The organism is Methyloversatilis sp. MC4-4, from assembly GCF_049843555.1.
Taxonomy (GTDB): domain Bacteria; phylum Pseudomonadota; class Gammaproteobacteria; order Burkholderiales; family Rhodocyclaceae; genus Methyloversatilis; species Methyloversatilis discipulorum_B.
Map to the genome: position 1 here is coordinate 766,534 of NZ_JBBHZK010000002.1, position 17,399 is coordinate 783,932.

General features: G+C 69.1%; 17 protein-coding genes. 3 read left to right on the forward strand and 14 right to left on the reverse strand.

What is annotated here, in order from left to right:
* Positions 1–156: 156 nt before the first annotated feature.
* The 5 genes from hrpA to rpe form a co-directional block, all read right to left on the reverse strand.
* Complete coding sequence (gene hrpA, locus WDZ97_RS10415) at positions 157–4,287, reverse strand: ATP-dependent RNA helicase HrpA (RefSeq protein ID WP_425762694.1); 4,131 nt, start codon at positions 4,285–4,287, stop codon at positions 157–159.
* Between the two features lie 73 nt (positions 4,288–4,360).
* Positions 4,361–4,738 (reverse strand): fluoride efflux transporter CrcB, encoded by a 378-nt coding sequence (gene crcB / locus WDZ97_RS10420; protein WP_425762695.1) that lies wholly within the window; start codon positions 4,736–4,738, stop codon positions 4,361–4,363.
* Between the two features lie 407 nt (positions 4,739–5,145).
* The gene (gene trpE, locus WDZ97_RS10425) at positions 5,146–6,618 is read right to left on the reverse strand and encodes an anthranilate synthase component I (protein WP_425762696.1); all 1,473 of its coding nucleotides are present in this window, start codon (positions 6,616–6,618) and stop codon (positions 5,146–5,148) included.
* Positions 6,619–6,801: 183 nt separating this feature from the next.
* Positions 6,802–7,479 (reverse strand): phosphoglycolate phosphatase, encoded by a 678-nt coding sequence (locus WDZ97_RS10430; RefSeq protein ID WP_425762697.1) that lies wholly within the window; start codon positions 7,477–7,479, stop codon positions 6,802–6,804.
* A gap of 2 nt (positions 7,480–7,481) precedes the next feature.
* Positions 7,482–8,189: a ribulose-phosphate 3-epimerase gene (rpe, locus tag WDZ97_RS10435; protein ID WP_425762698.1), complete on the reverse strand. Its 708-nt coding sequence runs from the start codon at positions 8,187–8,189 to the stop codon at positions 7,482–7,484.
* A 101-nt stretch (positions 8,190–8,290) separates the two neighbouring features.
* On the opposite strand from rpe, the gene apaG reads away from it, so the two are divergent.
* Both apaG and WDZ97_RS10445 read left to right on the forward strand, forming a co-directional pair.
* On the forward strand, positions 8,291–8,674 hold the full coding sequence (apaG, locus tag WDZ97_RS10440) for a Co2+/Mg2+ efflux protein ApaG (RefSeq protein WP_020163699.1): 384 nt from the start codon (positions 8,291–8,293) through the stop codon (positions 8,672–8,674).
* A gap of 11 nt (positions 8,675–8,685) precedes the next feature.
* The gene (locus tag WDZ97_RS10445) at positions 8,686–9,276 is read left to right on the forward strand and encodes a class I SAM-dependent methyltransferase (protein WP_425762699.1); all 591 of its coding nucleotides are present in this window, start codon (positions 8,686–8,688) and stop codon (positions 9,274–9,276) included.
* A 6-nt stretch (positions 9,277–9,282) separates the two neighbouring features.
* On the opposite strand, the gene WDZ97_RS10450 is transcribed toward WDZ97_RS10445, so the two are convergent.
* The 5 genes from WDZ97_RS10450 to WDZ97_RS10470 all read right to left on the reverse strand — a co-directional run bounded on the left by WDZ97_RS10450 (position 9,283) and on the right by WDZ97_RS10470 (position 13,211).
* Complete coding sequence (locus tag WDZ97_RS10450; RefSeq protein ID WP_425762700.1) at positions 9,283–9,861, reverse strand: NAD(P)H-dependent oxidoreductase; 579 nt, start codon at positions 9,859–9,861, stop codon at positions 9,283–9,285.
* Positions 9,862–10,419: 558 nt separating this feature from the next.
* On the reverse strand, positions 10,420–11,052 hold the full coding sequence (locus tag WDZ97_RS10455; RefSeq protein ID WP_425762701.1) for a DUF1294 domain-containing protein: 633 nt from the start codon (positions 11,050–11,052) through the stop codon (positions 10,420–10,422).
* A gap of 34 nt (positions 11,053–11,086) precedes the next feature.
* Positions 11,087–11,320: a DUF3565 domain-containing protein gene (locus WDZ97_RS10460; protein WP_304014427.1), complete on the reverse strand. Its 234-nt coding sequence runs from the start codon at positions 11,318–11,320 to the stop codon at positions 11,087–11,089.
* A complete protein-coding gene (locus tag WDZ97_RS10465; RefSeq protein WP_425762702.1) occupies positions 11,317–12,150 on the reverse strand; it encodes a DUF4824 family protein in 834 nt (277 codons plus the stop codon). Before WDZ97_RS10465 ends, WDZ97_RS10460 begins: the two co-directional genes overlap by 4 nt.
* Positions 12,147–13,211: a DUF2157 domain-containing protein gene (locus WDZ97_RS10470; protein ID WP_425762703.1), complete on the reverse strand. Its 1,065-nt coding sequence runs from the start codon at positions 13,209–13,211 to the stop codon at positions 12,147–12,149. The genes WDZ97_RS10465 and WDZ97_RS10470 overlap by 4 nt, the downstream gene beginning before the upstream one ends.
* A gap of 73 nt (positions 13,212–13,284) precedes the next feature.
* Between WDZ97_RS10470 and WDZ97_RS10475 the strand changes: the two genes are divergently transcribed.
* Positions 13,285–13,491 (forward strand): DUF2970 domain-containing protein, encoded by a 207-nt coding sequence (locus WDZ97_RS10475; RefSeq protein ID WP_232415971.1) that lies wholly within the window; start codon positions 13,285–13,287, stop codon positions 13,489–13,491.
* A gap of 28 nt (positions 13,492–13,519) precedes the next feature.
* Here WDZ97_RS10475 and WDZ97_RS10480 read toward each other — a convergent pair whose 3' ends face one another.
* The 4 genes from WDZ97_RS10480 to WDZ97_RS10495 all read right to left on the reverse strand — a co-directional run bounded on the left by WDZ97_RS10480 (position 13,520) and on the right by WDZ97_RS10495 (position 17,263).
* Positions 13,520–13,807, reverse strand: a complete 288-nt coding sequence (locus WDZ97_RS10480; protein ID WP_425762704.1) for a DUF1330 domain-containing protein — start codon at positions 13,805–13,807, stop codon at positions 13,520–13,522.
* Positions 13,804–14,940, reverse strand: coding sequence for a methyltransferase (locus WDZ97_RS10485; RefSeq protein ID WP_425762705.1), 1,137 nt, complete (start codon positions 14,938–14,940; stop codon positions 13,804–13,806). The genes WDZ97_RS10480 and WDZ97_RS10485 overlap by 4 nt, the downstream gene beginning before the upstream one ends.
* An 84-nt stretch (positions 14,941–15,024) precedes the next feature.
* Entirely contained in the window at positions 15,025–15,594 is a 570-nt protein-coding gene (locus WDZ97_RS10490; protein ID WP_425762706.1) for a PEPxxWA-CTERM sorting domain-containing protein, read from the reverse strand.
* 22 nt (positions 15,595–15,616) lie between these two features.
* A complete protein-coding gene (locus WDZ97_RS10495) occupies positions 15,617–17,263 on the reverse strand; it encodes a PhoX family protein (protein ID WP_425762707.1) in 1,647 nt (548 codons plus the stop codon).
* Positions 17,264–17,399 lie beyond the last annotated feature (136 nt).

The following is a 17,399-nucleotide window of genomic DNA, read 5'->3' on the forward strand; positions in this document are numbered from 1 at the left end:
GTTATCGAGGTCGGCGGATGAGGGTCTGCCGCGTCGCGGCCGAGGCCGCTCCCACAAAAGACCGAACCCGCCGCCGGAACCGGGGTTCCGTGGGAGCAAGCTTGCTCGCGATAACAGCCTGCATCGAAGCCGCCCACATACTGAAGCGTCGCCGCCTCACCCGTGCGAGCGCGACTCCCATATCTTCTGCAGCCGCTTGACCGAGACCGGCACCGGGGTGCGCAGTTCCTGCGCGAACAGGTTCACCCGCAGCTCTTCCAGCAGCCAGCGGAATTCATCGAGGAAGGGGTCGCTCACGCCTGCGCGCGCGCGGGCGATGCGCTCGCGCTCCCACAAGGTCGCCAGTGACTGCCAGTCGGCCATGGCTCGCGCGTCGCGCGCCGGGTCGGCGCGCAGCTTGTCGATGCGCAGCGCGATCGCCTTCAGGTAGCGCGGATAGTGGGTCAGCCGCTCGAAGGGCGTGCGCTCGATGAAGTGCTTGCCGACCAGCGCGTCGAGCTGGGCGCGCATGTCGGCGCCGGCATCCGGATGGGCCTTCAGCGCGATCAGCTTCTTGTTCAGCGCCGTATATTCGGTCAGCACGGCGCCCGCCAGCCGGCCGATTTCCTGTGCCACCAGTGATATGCGCGGGCGCGCTTCGTCGCGCCGGGTGGCGAAGGTGGCGGCATCCTGCGGCCACGGTTCCATCATGCAGCAGCGTTCCAGCGTGGCAGCGACCAGTTGCGCGCGCAGTTCGGTCTCGCTGCCGAGATTCATGAACTGCATCGCCATGTCGCGCAGGCCGGGCAGGCTTTTCTCGATGAACTTGACCTGGTCGCGCAGCTCCAGCGCGAACAGCCGGCGCAGGCCGCGGCAATGCACCTCGTGCGCCGCCTCCGGCGTGTCGAACACACGCACGCTGACCGCGTCGCCATCGTCCTGCAGCGCCGGAAAGCCGATCACCATGCGGCCGGCGACCTCGACTTCCATCAGTTCAGGCAGTTCGCCGAAGGCCCAGCTGGTGTAGCGGCCCTCGCCCGCCGACTGCGCGGGAACGGCCGCCTGGGGCGCGGGCTCGGCGCGGCCCTTCTTCGCTGTCGGCGGCGGCACCGGCGCTTTCGCGACAGCGTCGCGCGCGCCGAGCGCGGCCAGTGCGTCGGCCATGCTGCCGCGCGCGCTGGCTGCCTTGCTGTCGGCGGCGGGAAGCTGCGCAGGCGCAACGTCTTTGGGAGGCGGCGCGACCGGCGCCGCGGATGACGACGCAGTCGGCAGCGCAATGCGCGCCTGCTCGAAGCGGCGCGCCACCTCGTCCTTCAGCCGCGTGCGCAGCTCGGCCAGATTGCGCGACTGGCCGAGCACGCGACCGTGCTCGTCGATCACGCGGATGTTCATGATCAGGTGCGCCGGCAGGTTCTCGGCGCGAATCGCGTCCGGCGCCAGCTTGAGGCTCACATACACCTCGATCGCGCGCGCCAGCACCTTCACCAGCGGCTCCGACTGGTCGTGCTGCTGGGCCAGGAAGTCGGCCACGAAGCCGCTGATCGGCTGGATGCGGTGGCGCAGCTTGGGCGGAATCGTCTTCGCCAGCTGCACCACCTTCTCCTCGATCAGCCCGGGCACCAGCCAGTCCAGCCGCGCAGCAGGAATCTGGTTCAGCAGCGTCAGCGGCACGGTCAGCGTGACGCCGTCGTCGGCCGCATTCGGCTCGTGCCGGTATTCGAGCTTCAGGCGCTGGCCGAGCAGATCCATCTTCGCCGGGAAGCGCTCGCTGCTGACGCCGGCCGCCTCGTGCCGCATCAGCTGTTCGCGTGTCAGGTGCAGCAGCTTCGGGTTGTCGCGCTCGGCGTCGCGGCGCCAGCGCTCGAAGCCGCGCAGGTCGATCACGTCGGCCGGCACGATGGAATCGTAGAAGGCCTCGATCAGCGATTCGTCGACCAGCAGGTCCTGTCGCCGCTGCTTCTCCTCCAGCCGCTCGATCTGCGCGATCAGGTCGAGGTTGTGCTGCAGGAATTTCATCTGCTTCAGCGCGACGTCGCTGACGTCGCCATTGACCAGCGCCTCGCGGATCAGCAGTTCGCGCGCGAGCTTCGGGTCGGTCTTGCCGTACTGCACGGCACGCTTGGCGTACAGCGTGATGCCGTGGATGACGCCGCGCTCCCAGGCCACCGTTTCGCCGCGGCTTTTCGACCAGTGCGGCTCGTAGGTCGAGCGGCGGATCAGGTGGGCGCCGACCTCCTCCACCCACTCCGGCTCGATGCGCGCGATGCAGCGCGCGAACAGCCGCGTCGTCTCGACCAGTTCGGCGCACATGATCCACTTGCCGCCCTTCTTCGCCAGCGCCGAACCAGGGTGCGGCCAGAACTTGATGCCGCGCGCGCCCAGATAGGGCGGCTCGCCGGCACGCGCGTCCTCGATGCGCAGGCCGAGGTTGCCGAGCAGGCCGGTCAGCAGCGCACGGTGCAGCGCGTCGAAGGCAGCCGGCTGTCCGTTCTCGGGCCACTCGTGCTCGGCGCACAGCGTGTGCAGCTGGGTGTGCACGTCGCGCCACTCGCGCATGCGCAGCCAGTTCAGGAAGTTCGCCCGGCACCACTCGCGCTGCTTGGCCTGCGACTGGTGATGCCACACCTCGTCGAACGCCGCCCAGGCCTTCAGGTACCACAGGAATTCGCTGCGCTCGTCGGCGAACTTCGCGTGCGCCTGATCGGCCGTACCGGCCCGCTCCTCCGGCCGGTCGCGCGGGTCCTGCACCGACAGGCCGGCGGTGATGATGAGCACTTCCTTCAGTGCGCCATGATTGCGCGCGGCCAGGATCATGCGGGCAACACGCGGGTCCAGCGGCAGCTTGGCCAGTTCGCGGCCCAGCGGGGTGAGCGTGCGTTCCTCGTCCACCGCGCCCAGTTCCTGCAGCAGCTGGTAGCCGTCGGCGATCGCGCGCGGTGCCGGGCGGTCGATGAAGGGGAATTCCTCGACGTCGGTCAGGCCGAGCGACTTCATGCGCAGGATGACGCCGGCCAGCGACGAACGCAGGATTTCCGGGTCGGTGTGCGCGGTGCGCTGATTGAAGTCGTCTTCGCCGTAGAGCCGGAAGCAGACACCGCTGGACACCCGGCCGCAGCGGCCGGCGCGCTGTTTCGCCGCCGACTGCGCGATCGGCTCGACCTGCAGCTGTTCGACCTTGTTGCGGTAGCTGTAGCGCTTGACGCGCGCCAGACCGGTATCGACCACGTAGCGGATGCCGGGCACCGTCAGCGACGTTTCGGCGACGTTGGTGGACAGGATGACACGCCGGCCGTTCGAGCCCTGGAACACGCGCGACTGTTCCTGCGCCGACTGGCGCGCGAACAGCGTCAGGATGTCCGGCTTCACGCCGGGCAGCCGTGTGTGGTGCTTGCGCAGCGTTTCGGCGCACTCGCGGATTTCCCGCTCGCCGGGCATGAACACCAGCACGTCGCCCGGCCCGCACGAGAAGGCTTCGTCGACCGCGTCGGCTACCGCGTCGTAGAGATCGCGCTCCTTGTTGGCATCGAATGGCCGCCAGCGCATCTCGATCGGGTAGAGCCGACCGCTCACCTCGATCACCGGCGCCGGCTTGCCGTTCTGCGCGAAGTGATTGGCGAAGCGTTCGGCGTCCAGCGTGGCCGAGGTGACGATCACCTTCAGGTCAGGGCGGCGCGGCAGCAGCTGACGCAGGTAGCCAAGCAGGAAATCGATGTTCAGGCTGCGCTCGTGCGCCTCGTCGATGATGAGCGTGTCGTAGGCGGCCAGCCAGCGGTCGCGCTGCGTTTCGGCGAGCAGGATGCCGTCGGTCATCAGCTTGATGCGGCTGTCTTCCGACGTGCGGTCGGTGAAGCGGATGGCGAAACCGACCTCGCGGCCGAGCGGCACGTTCAGTTCCTTCGCCACCCGGTCGGCGGTGGCGCGCGCGGCGATGCGTCGCGGCTGCGTGTGGCCGATCAGCCCGCGTGCGCCGCGGCCCAGTTCCAGGCACAGCTTGGGCAGCTGCGTCGTCTTGCCGGAACCGGTCTCGCCGCAGACGATGACCACCTGATGTGCCGCCAGCGCCGCCGCGATCTCGTCGCGGCGCGCCGACACCGGCAGCTCTTCCGGATACTCGACCTTGGGCGCCGACGCGCGCCGCGCGGCCACCCGGGCCTGCGACGCCGCGACGCGCTCAGCAAGCTTCGCCGGCCACTTGTCGGGCGCACGCATCGCCGGCGGCAGCTCACGCACGGCGCGCGAAATCGACGCCGCGTCGCGGCTCATGCACTGTTCGAGCAGGGAATTCAGATCGGGGTGCTGCACTTTCATCGGATCAGGCTGCTGTCTGCGTCGCGCAGAAAGGGCGCCATTGTCCGCGAAAGACGGCGCCGGCGCGAACCGCTCAGGCGCGCAGCAGCTGCCAGCCCCACCAGCCCAGCGCGGTCATCGCCAGTGAACCGAGCACGTGAGCCGCCACCGCAACCAGCGCCCAGCCGGTGTGGCCGCGCTCGAACAGCGCGAACACCTCGCCGGAAAAGCTGGAGAAGGTGGTCAGGCCGCCGAGGAATCCCGTGGTCACCAGCAGGCGCAGATGGGCCGGCAACTCGGGCATGGCCTGCAGCACCGCGAGCGCCACACCCATCAGCAGGCCGCCGATCAGGTTGGCCGCCAGCGTACCGAGCGGAAAGCCGGCGAACAGCGGGTTCAACGCCAGCGACAGGCCCCAGCGCATCCATGCACCCAGCGCGGCGCCGGCACCGACGGCAATGAAGTTCTGCATGTCGCACTACCCGATGTGTTCGAGGCCTGAATTGTAGGGGCAGACCGGGCCTCGGCTCGCCTCCTGTGGGAGCAGCCTCTGCCGTCCGCAGGCTCCGATGCAGACCGTGTCGGGGTCGGAAGACCCCTCCCACAAAAGCCTGGCGCCGGCCAAGGATCGGGCGCACTTCCTGTGGGAGCGGCCTTGGCCGCGACACGGCCTCTGCTGTCCGCAGGCTTCGATGCAGGCCGTGTCGGGGTCGGAAGACCCCTCCCACAAAAGCCCGGCACCGGCCAAGGATCGGGCGCACTCCCTGTGGGAGCGAGCTTGCTCGCGATGCGGCTGTTGCCGGCCGCCGGCTTCGATCGATGCCGCATCGCGAGCAAGCTCGCTCCCACAAAACCGCGGGCGGCGGTTCTGGTCCGGACTCAGCCGGGCGTCAGCCCCGCTTCGGCCAGCTCCGCCGCGCGCAGCACGGCGCGCGCCTTGTTCAGCGTTTCCTGCCATTCGCCTTCAGGCGTCGAATCCATCACCACGCCACCGCCGGCCTGGGCGTGCAGCACGCCGTCCTTGATCACTGCGGTGCGCAGCGCGATCGCGACGTCCATGCCGCCGTTGAAGCCGAGGTAGCCGACGGCGCCGGAATAGATGCCGCGCTTGACCGGCTCCAGCTCGTCGATGATTTCCATCGCCCGCACCTTGGGCGCGCCGCTGACGGTGCCGGCCGGGAAGGTCGCGCGCAGCACGTCCATCGCGGTCAGGCCCGGCTTCAGCACGCCTTCGACATTGCTGACGATGTGCATCACGTGCGAGTACTTCTCGACCACCATGCGGTCGGTCACCTCCACCGTGCCGGTGGCGGCGACGCGGCCCAGATCGTTGCGGCCGAGGTCGACCAGCATGATGTGTTCGGCGCGTTCCTTCTCGTCCGACAGCAGATCCTCGGCCAGCGCGCGGTCCTCGTCGGCGTTGGCGCCGCGCTTGCGGGTGCCGGCGATCGGCCGCACGGTCACCTTGTCGCCCTCGAGGCGGGCGAGGATTTCCGGGCTGGCGCCGACGATGTGCGTGTCGCCGAGGTTGAAGAAGTACATGTAGGGCGACGGATTCAGCGCACGCAGCGCGCGGTACACCGCCATCGGCGTGGTCGCCAGCGGCTTGCTCATGCGCTGCGACGGCACCACCTGCATGATGTCGCCGTCGAAGATGTACTGCTTCGCCTTCTCGACCGCGGCGCAGTAGGCGTCATGACCGAAGCCCGACACCGCTTCGACCGATTCGCCGCGCGGCGTGTCCGGTTCGCGCAGCGGCGAACGCAGGCGCGCGGTCAGCGCATCGAGGCGCAGATGCGCATTGACCAGCGCGTCCGGCTGCGCCGGGTCGGCATAGACGATGAAGGTGAGCCGGCCGGACAGGTTGTCGAACACCGCCAGCTCGTCCGACAGCAGCAGATGGATGTCCGGCACGCCCAGCGGGTCGGCCTTGTCCCAGCCAGCGGCGAGCCGGTGCTCGACGTAACGCACCACGTCGTAGCCGAAATAGCCGACCAGACCGCCGTAAAAGCGCGGCAGGCCCGGCAGGTCGGGCACGCGGTAGCGACCGAGGAAAGCCTGGACGAAGGCCAGCGGGTCGCTGCTTTCGGTCCGTTCGATCACCGCGTCGTCGCGCAGCACCTCGATGTGGTCGCGACGCACGACGATGCGCGTCTGCGCCGGCAGGCCGAGTATCGAATAGCGGCCCCAGCGCTCGCCGCCCTGCACCGATTCCAGCAGGTAGGAATACGGTACGTCAGCCAGCTTGAGATAGGCGGACAGCGGGGTGTCGAGATCGGCCAGTGCCTGGCGCGAGACAGGAATGCGGTTGTAGCCGGCGCGTGCAAGCGCCTCGAATTGATCTTGATTCATGGACAGACCGGAGAGCGGGGTTTTGAACGACGCCGCGGTGTCACCGCGCGCGCCTGACCAGGAGCGGACTCAGGCGGCTCGCCACAGGTACCCGTGCAGGGGCGCGGGCGCGCAGCTGCGGGCGGGTGTCTCCTTGAAAGTCAGGCTGTCCATTCGGCTTCGGTGCGCAGTGGTTTCGTCGGCTCAGGCGGTCAAAAGCGTGACCCGGTCGAGCAGATCGGGGAGCGAAGATAGTAGCCCATCGCAATCTTTTGCGTCCAGCACGCGCCCCTCGCTGTAGCCCCAGGGCACGCCCAGCACCGGAATGCCGGCGCGGCGCGCGCAGTCGATGTCGTTGTACGAGTCGCCGACGTGCAGCGCGGCCGACGGCGCCACGCCCAGTTCGCGCACGGCGTGCAAGAGCGGCGCCGGGTCCGGCTTCTTCTGCGGCAGCGTGTCGCCGCCGACCACGCTGCCGAAGAAATGGCGCATGTCCATCTGTTCGAGCAGCGGCAGCGTGAAGTCGACCGCCTTGTTGGTGACGCAGGCGAGCCGGAAGCCGGCCGCCTGCAGCGCCGCCAGCGTTGCGTGCGCGCCGTCGTAAGGCACGGCACGCTCGCCGTTGCGCACGCGGTAGCAGCGCTTGAACACCTCGATCGCCCGCGTGAGAAGAGCCGCATCCTGCGCGCGCTCGCCGAGGCAGCGTTCGACCAGGTTCGGAATGCCACGGCCGACGAACACCCGTACCTCGTCCTCGCGGCGTGGCGGGACGCTCAGTTCGGCCGCCATGTCCTGTGCAGCGGCGGCGAGATCGGGCACGGTGTCGAGCAGCGTGCCGTCGAGGTCGAAGGTGATGGCGGCGACCGTGAAGCGCTGCGTCATGCTCAGACCGCTTCCAGCTGCTTGCGCAGCGCGGCGATCACGCTGTCGTAGCGGTGCGGGTCGCTGTCCTTGCCGGCACCGAACACGGCCGAGCCGGCGACGAAGGTGTCGGCGCCCGCGCGCGCGATCTCGGCGATGTTGTCGATCTTGACGCCACCGTCGATCTCCAGCCGGATGTGGCGGCCGGTACGCGACACATACTCGTCGAGCCGGGCGCGCACCGCGCGCAGCTTGTCCAGCGAGGACGGAATGAAGCTCTGGCCGCCGAAGCCCGGGTTCACCGACATCAGCAGCACGACGTCGAGGCGGTCCATCACGTGGTCGAGGTAGTGCAGCGGCGTCGCCGGGTTGAACACCAGACCGGCCTGGCAGCCGTGCTCGCGGATCAGCGACAGCGTGCGGTCGATGTGCTCCGACGCTTCCGGATGGAAGGTGATCACATTGGCGCCGGCCTTGGCGAAATCGGGAATGATGCGGTCCACCGGCTTCACCATCAGGTGCACGTCGATCACCGCCTCGGTGTGCGGGCGCAGCGCCTGGCACACCAGCGGACCGATGGTCAGGTTGGGCACGTAATGGTTGTCCATCACGTCGAAATGGATCCAGTCGGCGCCCGAGGCGATGACGTTGCGCACTTCCTGGCCGAGGGCGGCGAAGTCGGCGGACAGGATGCTGGGGGCGATCAGGTAATCCAGATTGGTGGTGCTCACGGTACGGCTCCGAAGGTCGAAGTCGCGATTGTATCGGGTCGGACCCGCGCCTTCCTGCCGCAGCGCTTGCCGCGTCATCAGACTTCGGTTAAATAAGGGCCATGGCCGAAGCGAAAAAATACGAAGTGACGGTGAGCGTGCAGGCACGCTATGTCGAAGAGCAGTCCGACCCCGAGGACAGCCGCTTCGTGTTCGCCTACACGGTCAGCATCACCAACACCGGCACCGTGCCGGCGCAGCTGATCAGCCGGCACTGGATCATCCGCGACGCCCACAACGCCGAACAGCAGGTGCGCGGGCTCGGTGTGATCGGCCAGCAGCCGCTGCTCAAGGCCGGCGAGAAATTCGAGTACACCAGCGGCTGCGCGCTGAACACCCCGGTCGGCACGATGCGCGGCAGCTACCAGATGGTGGCCGAGGACGGCACGCAGTTCGAAGCCGACATTCCCGAATTCACGCTGGCCATGCCGCGCGTGCTGCACTGAGCCACGGGGCGATGTCGCTCGCCTCGTCCTACACCCGCCTCGCTCCCCTCTACGACACGGTGGTCGCTGCCGCGTCGCTCGGTGCGCGCCGCGCCAGCCTGGCCCACCTGCCGCGCACCTCGTCCGACGTGCTGCTGGTCGGTGTCGGCACCGGGCTGGACCTGCCCCACCTGCCCGCTGATCACCGTTACACCGCGATCGACTTCAACGCCGCCATGCTCGCGCGCAGCCTGCCGCGGGCCTCCGGCCTGAACTACGCGGCGGTGCGCGGCGACGCGATGCGCCTGCCCTTCGCCGACGCACAGTTCGACTGCGTGGTGCTGCATCTGATCGTCGCCGTGGTGCCGGACGGCGCCGCCTGCCTGCGTGAAGCGGCGCGCGTGCTGCGCCCCGGCGGCGCGGCGCTGGTGCTGGACAAATTCCTGCGCCGCGGCCGCCCTGCCCCGCTGCGCCGACTGCTGTCGCCGCTGGCGGGTCGCATCGCCACCCGGCTCGACGTCGTGCTCGAAGACGCGCTCGACGGCCTGCCCTTCGGCATCGTCAGTGACGAACCGGCGGCCTTCGGCGGCTGGTTCAGGCAGGTGAGGCTGCTGCGCACCTGAACCGGCTCACGCCGCATCCCGCCCCAGGCGGCGCATCCGCGCATGCCAGCGCGCGCGACCGGCGTCGTTCATCGCATCGACACTGCCGATCAGCGTGCTGCGCACTGGCTGGATGCCGACGAAGTGCAGCATGTTGCGCTTGAAGCTCATGACGCCGTGCGCCAGATAGACGGTGCGGAACAGCCAGGCCGGCATGCCCATGGTGACGACCAGCCGCGCCGACCGTCCGGTGAGCAGCCGGGTGAAGGGATTGCGTCCGCGCCCTTCACCGATCGCGAATCCGGGGCGAAACAGCTGTTCGAAGAAAGCCTTGAGCACCGCCGGCAGCGTACCCAGCCAGATCGGGAAGAACACCGCCAGATGCTCGGCGTCGGCGATCAGCACCTGGGCCTGCGCAATGTCGCCTTCCGCCGGCGCCGACCACTCGGCTTTCGAGCGCAGCAGCGGAAAGGAGAGCTGGCTGACGTCGATCACGCTGACCGCATGCCCCGCTTCACGCGCCGCGGCGACATAACTGTCAGCCAGCGCGCGCAACAGCCCGGGGCGGGATTCCGGGTGACCCTGGATGACGACGATGCGGCTCATGGCCGAGCTCCTGCAATGCACAGGCCTTCATCATGACCAGCCGAGCGCGTTCGGCCCTTGAGCGGGATCAGGGTCGGGTTTCGACGGCAGGAGTGCGCTGCGGGCGTGGAACACAGCCAAGCGGCACACCGCGGCCGCGTCGCGGCCAAGGCCATCTCCCACAGGTGCCGCCCCCACAGGGAATGCGCCCGATCTGTTGCTGGCGCCGGGGTTCTGTGGGAGGGGTCTTCTGACCCCGACAGCGGCGGCGGGCTGGGCGCGGCGCCGGTTCAAGGTACGTCGGCAGCAATCGCTGCCTCCCACCGGGTCGCTCGCTCCGCCCCGGAGCGAAGACTGTGGGAGCGAGCTTGCTCGCGATTGGGGGTCTTGATCTCGAAGCCGGCGGCCCGCAACAGCCGCGTCGCGGCCAAGGCCGCTCCCACACGGGCCGCTCCCACAGGGAGTGCGCCCGATCTGTGGCTGGCGCCGGGGTCCTGTGGGAGGGGTCATCTGACCCCGACAGCAGCGGTGGGCAAGGCGCGGCGCCGGGTCGAGCTCTGTTGGATGCAGGTCAGCCCTTCAGCCGAGCACCCGTGCCACCAGCGGACGCCCGAACGGGCTGGTCAGCAGCAGGAAGAGCGCGACATTCCCAACCACGGTGATCCAGAAGCCGCGCCGGAACGAGGCCTTCACCGTCTTGTGACGCAGGAACTGCTGCGCCAGCAGCGCGCCCGGCCAGCCGCCGACCAGGGCCAGCAGGTGCAGGCGCGGTTCGGGCACGCGCATCGCGCCGATTGCCGCCTGCTGCTTGTCGATCGCGTACAGCGCGAAGGTCACCAGACTGACCGTCAGGTAGAGCAGGAACCAGCCGTACGGCGCCCGCCAAAGCACGCTGACCAGCACCATCAGCAGCAGGAAGGCCGGAATCAGGAACAGCGTCGCGCCGCCCCACTGCGCCGGCGACGCCTCGTCGCGCACCTCGACCCGCCGTGTCTTCAGCGGCACACCGGCCAGCGTCACGCGTTGCGCGCAGCGCCGGCCCTTGCGGTCGCGGCCAAGATCGAACACGACGCGTTCGCCCTCGCTTGGCCGATGTCCTTCGGCGTCGAACGCACTGATGTGCACGAACACGTCCTCGCCACCGCCGTCCGGCGTGATGAACCCGAAACCCTTGTCGTCCTTCCACGACCGGATGCGACCTTCGCTGCGCATGCTGCTTACCCCGGAAAAGAGGTTGCGGACGATATCACCGCTGCGCGCGCCCTGCCTGTTCGACGATGTGATCCGGCCACTCGAAGGCGTCGCAGCGCGGGCAGTCGAGCAGCGCGCCGAGGTGGGCCGCGCGCCCCTCTTCCGTCACCACCCAGGGGCGGTTGATGAAGGGCGGATGGTGGCGTACGTGCTGGCGGTGCCCACAGGCCAGCCGGGCAACCCAGTCGCCCTCCTCGTCGATCAGATAGCCGGTGATCGGCTGCTTCATTCAGCCGCCGCCGTGCGCTGCGGCCGCACCGCGGTCACCCACGGCTCGAAGCGCCGGCCCCACGCAACGTCCATTTCGAAGGCGGCGCGCCCGCTGTCGAGCGCGCTGCGGTCGATGCCGTCCATCGCGCCGCGCAACGCGTGCGGCACGCTGATGCGGGCGACCGCCAGTTCGCCGATGTGGCCACTGAAAGTGGTTTTCTTGTCGATCACCATCACCGACGGCGTCACCGTCGCCACGACGATGAGGTGGCGACGCGTATCCGGATAGCGTTGGCGCAGCGCCGCGGCGTCCAGCCCGGCGTCGACGGCGAACAGGCGCGACGCCTTCTGCTGCTCGTACTTCAGCGCCTCCTGTGCCGACTTCTGCGCATCGATATCCTGCTTTTCGGCGTCGCCGCGGGCCAGCGCACGGTCCAGCCGGCGCTGCGCCTGGGCAAGCGCAGCCTGCCAGTCAGCACCCGCCAGTTCGAGCACGACATACACCTCGCGCTTCTGGCGATAGGCGTCGCGCTCGTCCTTCAGGTCGAAGCCCAGTTCGCGCAGCTTGTCTGCACCCAGCCAGTCGGGGCCGCGGCCGTAGTGCATGTCGTAGGCGGCATCCGCATTGTCGTCGCGCATCGGCGCGCGCCAGAGCAGCGCCACTTCGACGCCGCCGCGCTCGCCGTCCAGCCCGAAGGCGTACGGCAGACTGAGCTCGCGCTGCGTGAGGGTGAGCGCACTGCCGGGCACGCCCGAGCGGTTCCACGCGACACCCGCCAGCACGAAGGCATTCACCGCAACGACGAGTGCGACGCCGCCGGTCAGCAGCCATTTCTGCGCCTGCTTCATTGCCCGCCCTCCGTCTGCGTCACCGCGCGCAGCCGCTTCAGCACCAGGATGACCAGCAGCGCCACCAGCCCGAGCACGAGGAAGAACAGGAACTTCGGCATCACCGCCCACCACCAGTCGAACAGCTTGGTGTACAGAAAGATGACGAAGAACACGACCGCGGTATTCATCACTTCCGGCCAGCCGCGGCGCGCACCGAGCCAAGTCAGCAGGCCGCCGGCAACGAAGCCGCCCAGCTGGTAGACGCCTTCGACCACATCGGCATCGAAGGGCAGATAACTCGCGCGACCCCAGTTCGACAGCACCAGCATGGGCAGGAAGAGCGCGAGCAGCGCGACCAGCCGCCAGGTCGCGTCGAAGCCCGGATGCCGCCGGTGATCGACGAAGAAGGGCACGCAGAACATGAGCAGCGCCGCCGGGAAGAAATGTTCCGGCCGCTCACCGACGCTGAGCCAGTACATGCCCGACCAGCTGCCAACGCGGGCGGCGATGAAGCCGGTGATGCAGACCAGCCCGGCAACCAGCAGCAGGCGCAGTTCGCAGGTATAGGCGAGCAGCAGCGCGAAAGCCGCCCACGGCAGCAGGGCCTTGTCCGACGGGGTGATGTTGAAGCTGGAACCGAGCAGGCTCAGGTTCAGCACGAAGCAGGCGAAGGCCACCAGCGCGGCCAGCTTGGTGAAGTAGCCCGAGGCGTCGCGCCGGTGCAGCCATGCGGTCAGCGCCAGCGTGCCGAGCGAGGCACCGGCCAGCACGATCACCTGCACCGTTTCGGGAAACAGCGGCCAGTACTGGCGGAACAGGAAGAACACGCTGGCCGCCAGCGCCAGCGCGCCGAGGAAGGACGCGATGCGCAGGCCCAGCGTCAGCTGGCGCGCGCGCTGCGTGGTGTCGACATCGGGCCGTGCAGCAAAGCGCGCGAGCAGTGCGTCGTGATGGGCGCGGATCGCCGCCGCATCGGCCGCCGCCAGCCCGTCCGCTGCCAGCCGCGCCTGTTCGCGACGGAAGGCGTGGATGTCATCGGCGCGCTGCTGGGCCTCGGTACGGGACAGGCTGTCGTCCATCGGATCGCTTCCGGATGTCATCGCCGCATGATGCCACGAGCGCAGCAGACTGCCGATCGGGCACAATCCGGCGATGGATCACGCCCCCGTACCGTTGCTGCGCGGCAGTCTGCGCGCACTGAAAATCATCCTGCTCACCTTCACCGGCATCGGCCGCGCGCGGATGATCAACCGCACCACCGAGGGGCTGGGCCCGCAGCATTTCCTGCTCGGCGGGCTGTTCGCCGCGATCGCGGTCAATGTCGTGCTGATCGGCCTCGTGTTGTGGGCCACCGGCTGAAGCGCCGGGCACAAAAGGCTCCGGCGGGCTATTCGCCCTCGTAACCGACCAGCACCACGTCGGCCCCGGCCTCGCGCAGCGGCACCAGCGCCTGATAGGCCGGCGAGTCATGCCAGGCGCGCGCGCGGGCCGCATCGGCGAAGCGCAGCACCACGGTATCGGTGCCCGGCCAGTCACCGGCCAGCACCACGTCCACCCCACCCCGCATCACCACTTCGCCGCCAAAGGGCAGCAGCGTGGCGCCGACGCGCGCGCGGTAATCCGTCCAGCGGGAGGCATCCAGTACGCGGATGTGGCCGATCACGTAGTAGCTCATGCGGCGGCCGCCACCAGTCGCCACAGCGTCGTCACTTCCTTCGCGCGCGCCGCGTGCAGCGGGTCGGTGGCGTCGGAAGCTTTGGGGTGACGCGGCCGCGCTTCGAGCCTGCCGACCACCTTCAGACCGGCCGCGGCGATCAGGCCGGCCAGTTCGTCCGGCGCGCGCAGACCGAGGTGTTCGGCGAAATCCGACAGGATGAGCCAGCCCTCGCCGCCCGGCGCCAGATGCGCCGCCAGCCCGGCGAGGAAACCGCGCAGCATGCGGCTGTCCGGGTCATAGACGGCGTACTCCAGCGGCGAACTGGGCCGCGCCGGCAGCCAGGGCGGATTGCACACGACCAGCGGCGCGCGACCGGCCGGGAACAGATCGGCTTCGATCACCTCGACCTGCGCACCGATGCCCAGCCGCGCGACGTTGTCGCGCGCACAGGCCAGCGCGCGTGCGTCCTGATCGGTCGCCACCACGCGCTCAACGCCGCGCTTCGCCAGCACCGCGGACAGCACACCGGTACCGGTGCCGATGTCGAAAGCGGTCGAATCGCTCTTCAGCGCCGCCGGCAGCGGCGCCTTCGCGACCAGATCGACATACTCGCCGCGCACCGGCGAGAACACGCCGTAATGCGGATGGATGTGCGCGCCCAGCGCCGGAATGTCGACGCCATTGCGCCGCCACTCGTAGGCGCTGATCACGCCCAGCAGCTCGCGCAGCGAACAGACATAGGGCTCTGTCGCCTCTCCGTGCGCCTGCGTGCAGGCCTCGACCACGTCCGGCGCGCGGCGCAGCGGAATGACGTGACCCGCCTCGAACGGAATCAGCAGCATGCCCAGCGTGCGCGCCCGCTGCGACTGCGCCAGCCGGTGCTGGTTGAACGCATCGCGCAGCGTGGCCGCCGGCTTGCGCGGCTTGCGATCCACCCGCCGCGCCATCGCCTGCAGCAACTGCCGCGCGTTCTGGAAGTCACCGTGCCACAGCAGCGCCGTGCCCTCGCTCGCCAGCCGGAAGGCCATGTCGGCAGTCAGCGTATCGTCGGCGACGACCACCTTCTTCGGGGGGGCTACGCCCGCTTCGGATTGCCAGCGGACGCTGTGTTGAACATCGCCTTCATTCCACTGCAGAACTGCTTCGCTCACTGACCATCCCGTCCGCGCTGAGGCCGCTGTCGCGGCAAGAGCGCAGCACGCTACACCAATCGTGCGCGAGCGGCGACTGCAGGATCAGCGACGCCGACGCGCCGCCGCGCCGAGCAGCCCCAAGCCGGCCAGCATCATGGCCCAGCTTTCGGGTTCGGGCACCGCGGCGGTGAGGGTCAGCGTGACCGGGCCGGTGGCGTTGGCGATGTCGAGCACGAAGTCGGTCTGGCTGCCGTCGAGGAACCAGTCGCCGAGCGCGGCTTCGACGTATTCCGGGCCGCTGAAGCTGATGCGCGCGGTGTCGAAGCTGCCGGTGACGGTGGCGACCGAGCCGAAGGTGCCGCCGGCGCTGCCCAGGGTGTTGAACAGGCCGCCGGAAATCGTCAGCGTCAGGCTTTCGAAGCCGAAACCGATGTAGTTGCGGACGATGGCATTGAAGTCGAGCATCGGCAGGTCGCTCTCGTCGCGCGTCAGCGTGAGTGTGACCGGCAGCGTGTTGATCAGGCCGAAGTCGATGGACAGCATGTCCGGCGTGCTGAAGCTCGTGTCCACGTTATTGCCGTTGGCGACGACGACGTCGAGCGTGTAGGCGTGGGCGGCCGGGGCGAGTGCGAAGGCGCACAGCGCGGCGGCGAGGGTGTGGCGGATGTTCATTTGATGGCTCCCGGATCGGTGCTTAAAGATTGCCCTTGGCCCACGGGCCGGTGATGGCCACGGTGATGCCCGGCGTCTGCATGTTCACGAACAGCACGCGGCCGGTCGGGTCGAAGCAGGCACCGCAGAATTCGTAGCCGCGATAGTCACCGGCGGCGGCGATCTTGCCTGCGCTCGCAATCTGGTCGGCGGACAGCGTCACGTTGTTCTTGCAGAAGATGTAGGCCTCGCCGGCCGGGTTCAGGCCGAGCAGGCGGTTGCCGCTGCCATAGGCGTCGCTGGTGCCGCCGCCGTCTTCGCACAGCAGCACGCCGCCGCGCGGGCTGACGGTGACGTTGTCCGGGTTGTTGCCGGCGGTCTGGTTGCCGCTGACGAAGATGGCGCGCAGGCGCATGGTGGCCAGCGTCAGTTCCCACACCGCACCTTCGCCCTGGCCGACGCGCGAGCGGCTGTCGGTGCCGGCGGCGGTATCGACGATGAACATCTTGCCGGCCGAATACCAGATGCCTTCGCCGCGACTCATGCGGGCGCCGCCCTGGCTGATGGCCTGATAAGTCGGGCCGGCCATGAAGGCGAGGCTGATGCCGCCGGGCTGGCCGGCGACGACCACCGGGTCGGCGTCGGGGTTGGCGATGTCCACCCACTCCAGTTCGTACTCGTCGCCGATGTCCGGGTTCAGCAGGCCCTGGTCGTTGGCCTGGGCCAGCGTGGCCGGCGCGGCCTTGCGCACGATGGTCTTGATGCGCGCCGCCTGCAGCTTGCCGCCGTTGTGCAGGCTGCCCAGTTCGCCCGAGGTGTCGGCCGGCACGTAGCGGAAGAAGGCCGATACGTTGCGGTTGTCTTCGGTTTCGTAGACGTAGCCGGTGGTCGGGTCGACCGCCACCGCTTCGTGCACGAAACGGCCCATGCCGATGATGGGGTCGGCGATCGAGTCGCCGGCGTCGGCGTCGACTTCGAACACATAGCCATGCTTCTTGCCGCCGATGCCGGAGAAGTCGTAGATGGTTTCTTCGCAGGTGAGCCAGGTGCCCCAGGGCGTCGGACCGCCAGCGCAGTTGCCCAGCGTGCCGCCGATCGAGCCGGTGGCGCCGGCCCAGCCCGCGTCGCGGAACAGCAGGTTGGTGGTGCCGCCGGCCGGGTAGCCGACGAAGGGCGCCGGTGCGGCCGCCGACGGGTCGGTCACGATGCCGCCGGCGCCGATGCGGATGGGCAGGCTGCCGTAGAAGACGGTGATGATGCCGTTCACCGGCTGGGTGGCGTAGCTGCGCGGCGCCTGGATGGCCTCGGCCGGCGTGGCGACCAGACCGCGCTCGTGGTTGCGCACCAGCACGAGTTCGGTGCTGCGGCCGGCGCGACGCGAAGTGACCACGGCCATGCCGTCGTGATTGCCGGGCGTCGGATTGCCGTCGCTCATGCTGTCACCGGTCCAGCCGAAGCTGCGGTAGCTGAAGCCCGGCGGCAGTTGCAGCAGCGGCAGGCCGGTGGTCGCGTCCTTGACCGGCGCCAGCGCGCCGTAGGGCGACAGGGCCGACACGGTCTGCTTGCCGGTGGCGGCCAGCGCGTTCTGCGCATACAACGCGCCCATCAGGCCGGTGAAGCGGGTGGCGGCCAGCGCGCCGGAGCCCTGGAGCAGGCGGCGACGGCTGGGCGAGGTACAGGACGAGGACATTCGGGACTCCGGGCGCGGTGACGAGATTCTCATCATCGGCGCGACGGGTGTCGACTGCGTGACGGCATCGGCGCCGCAACGTGGTCCGAACGGGCCATCGGTCCCGGCGGACGGCGGACGGTCGGGTCATCGACGA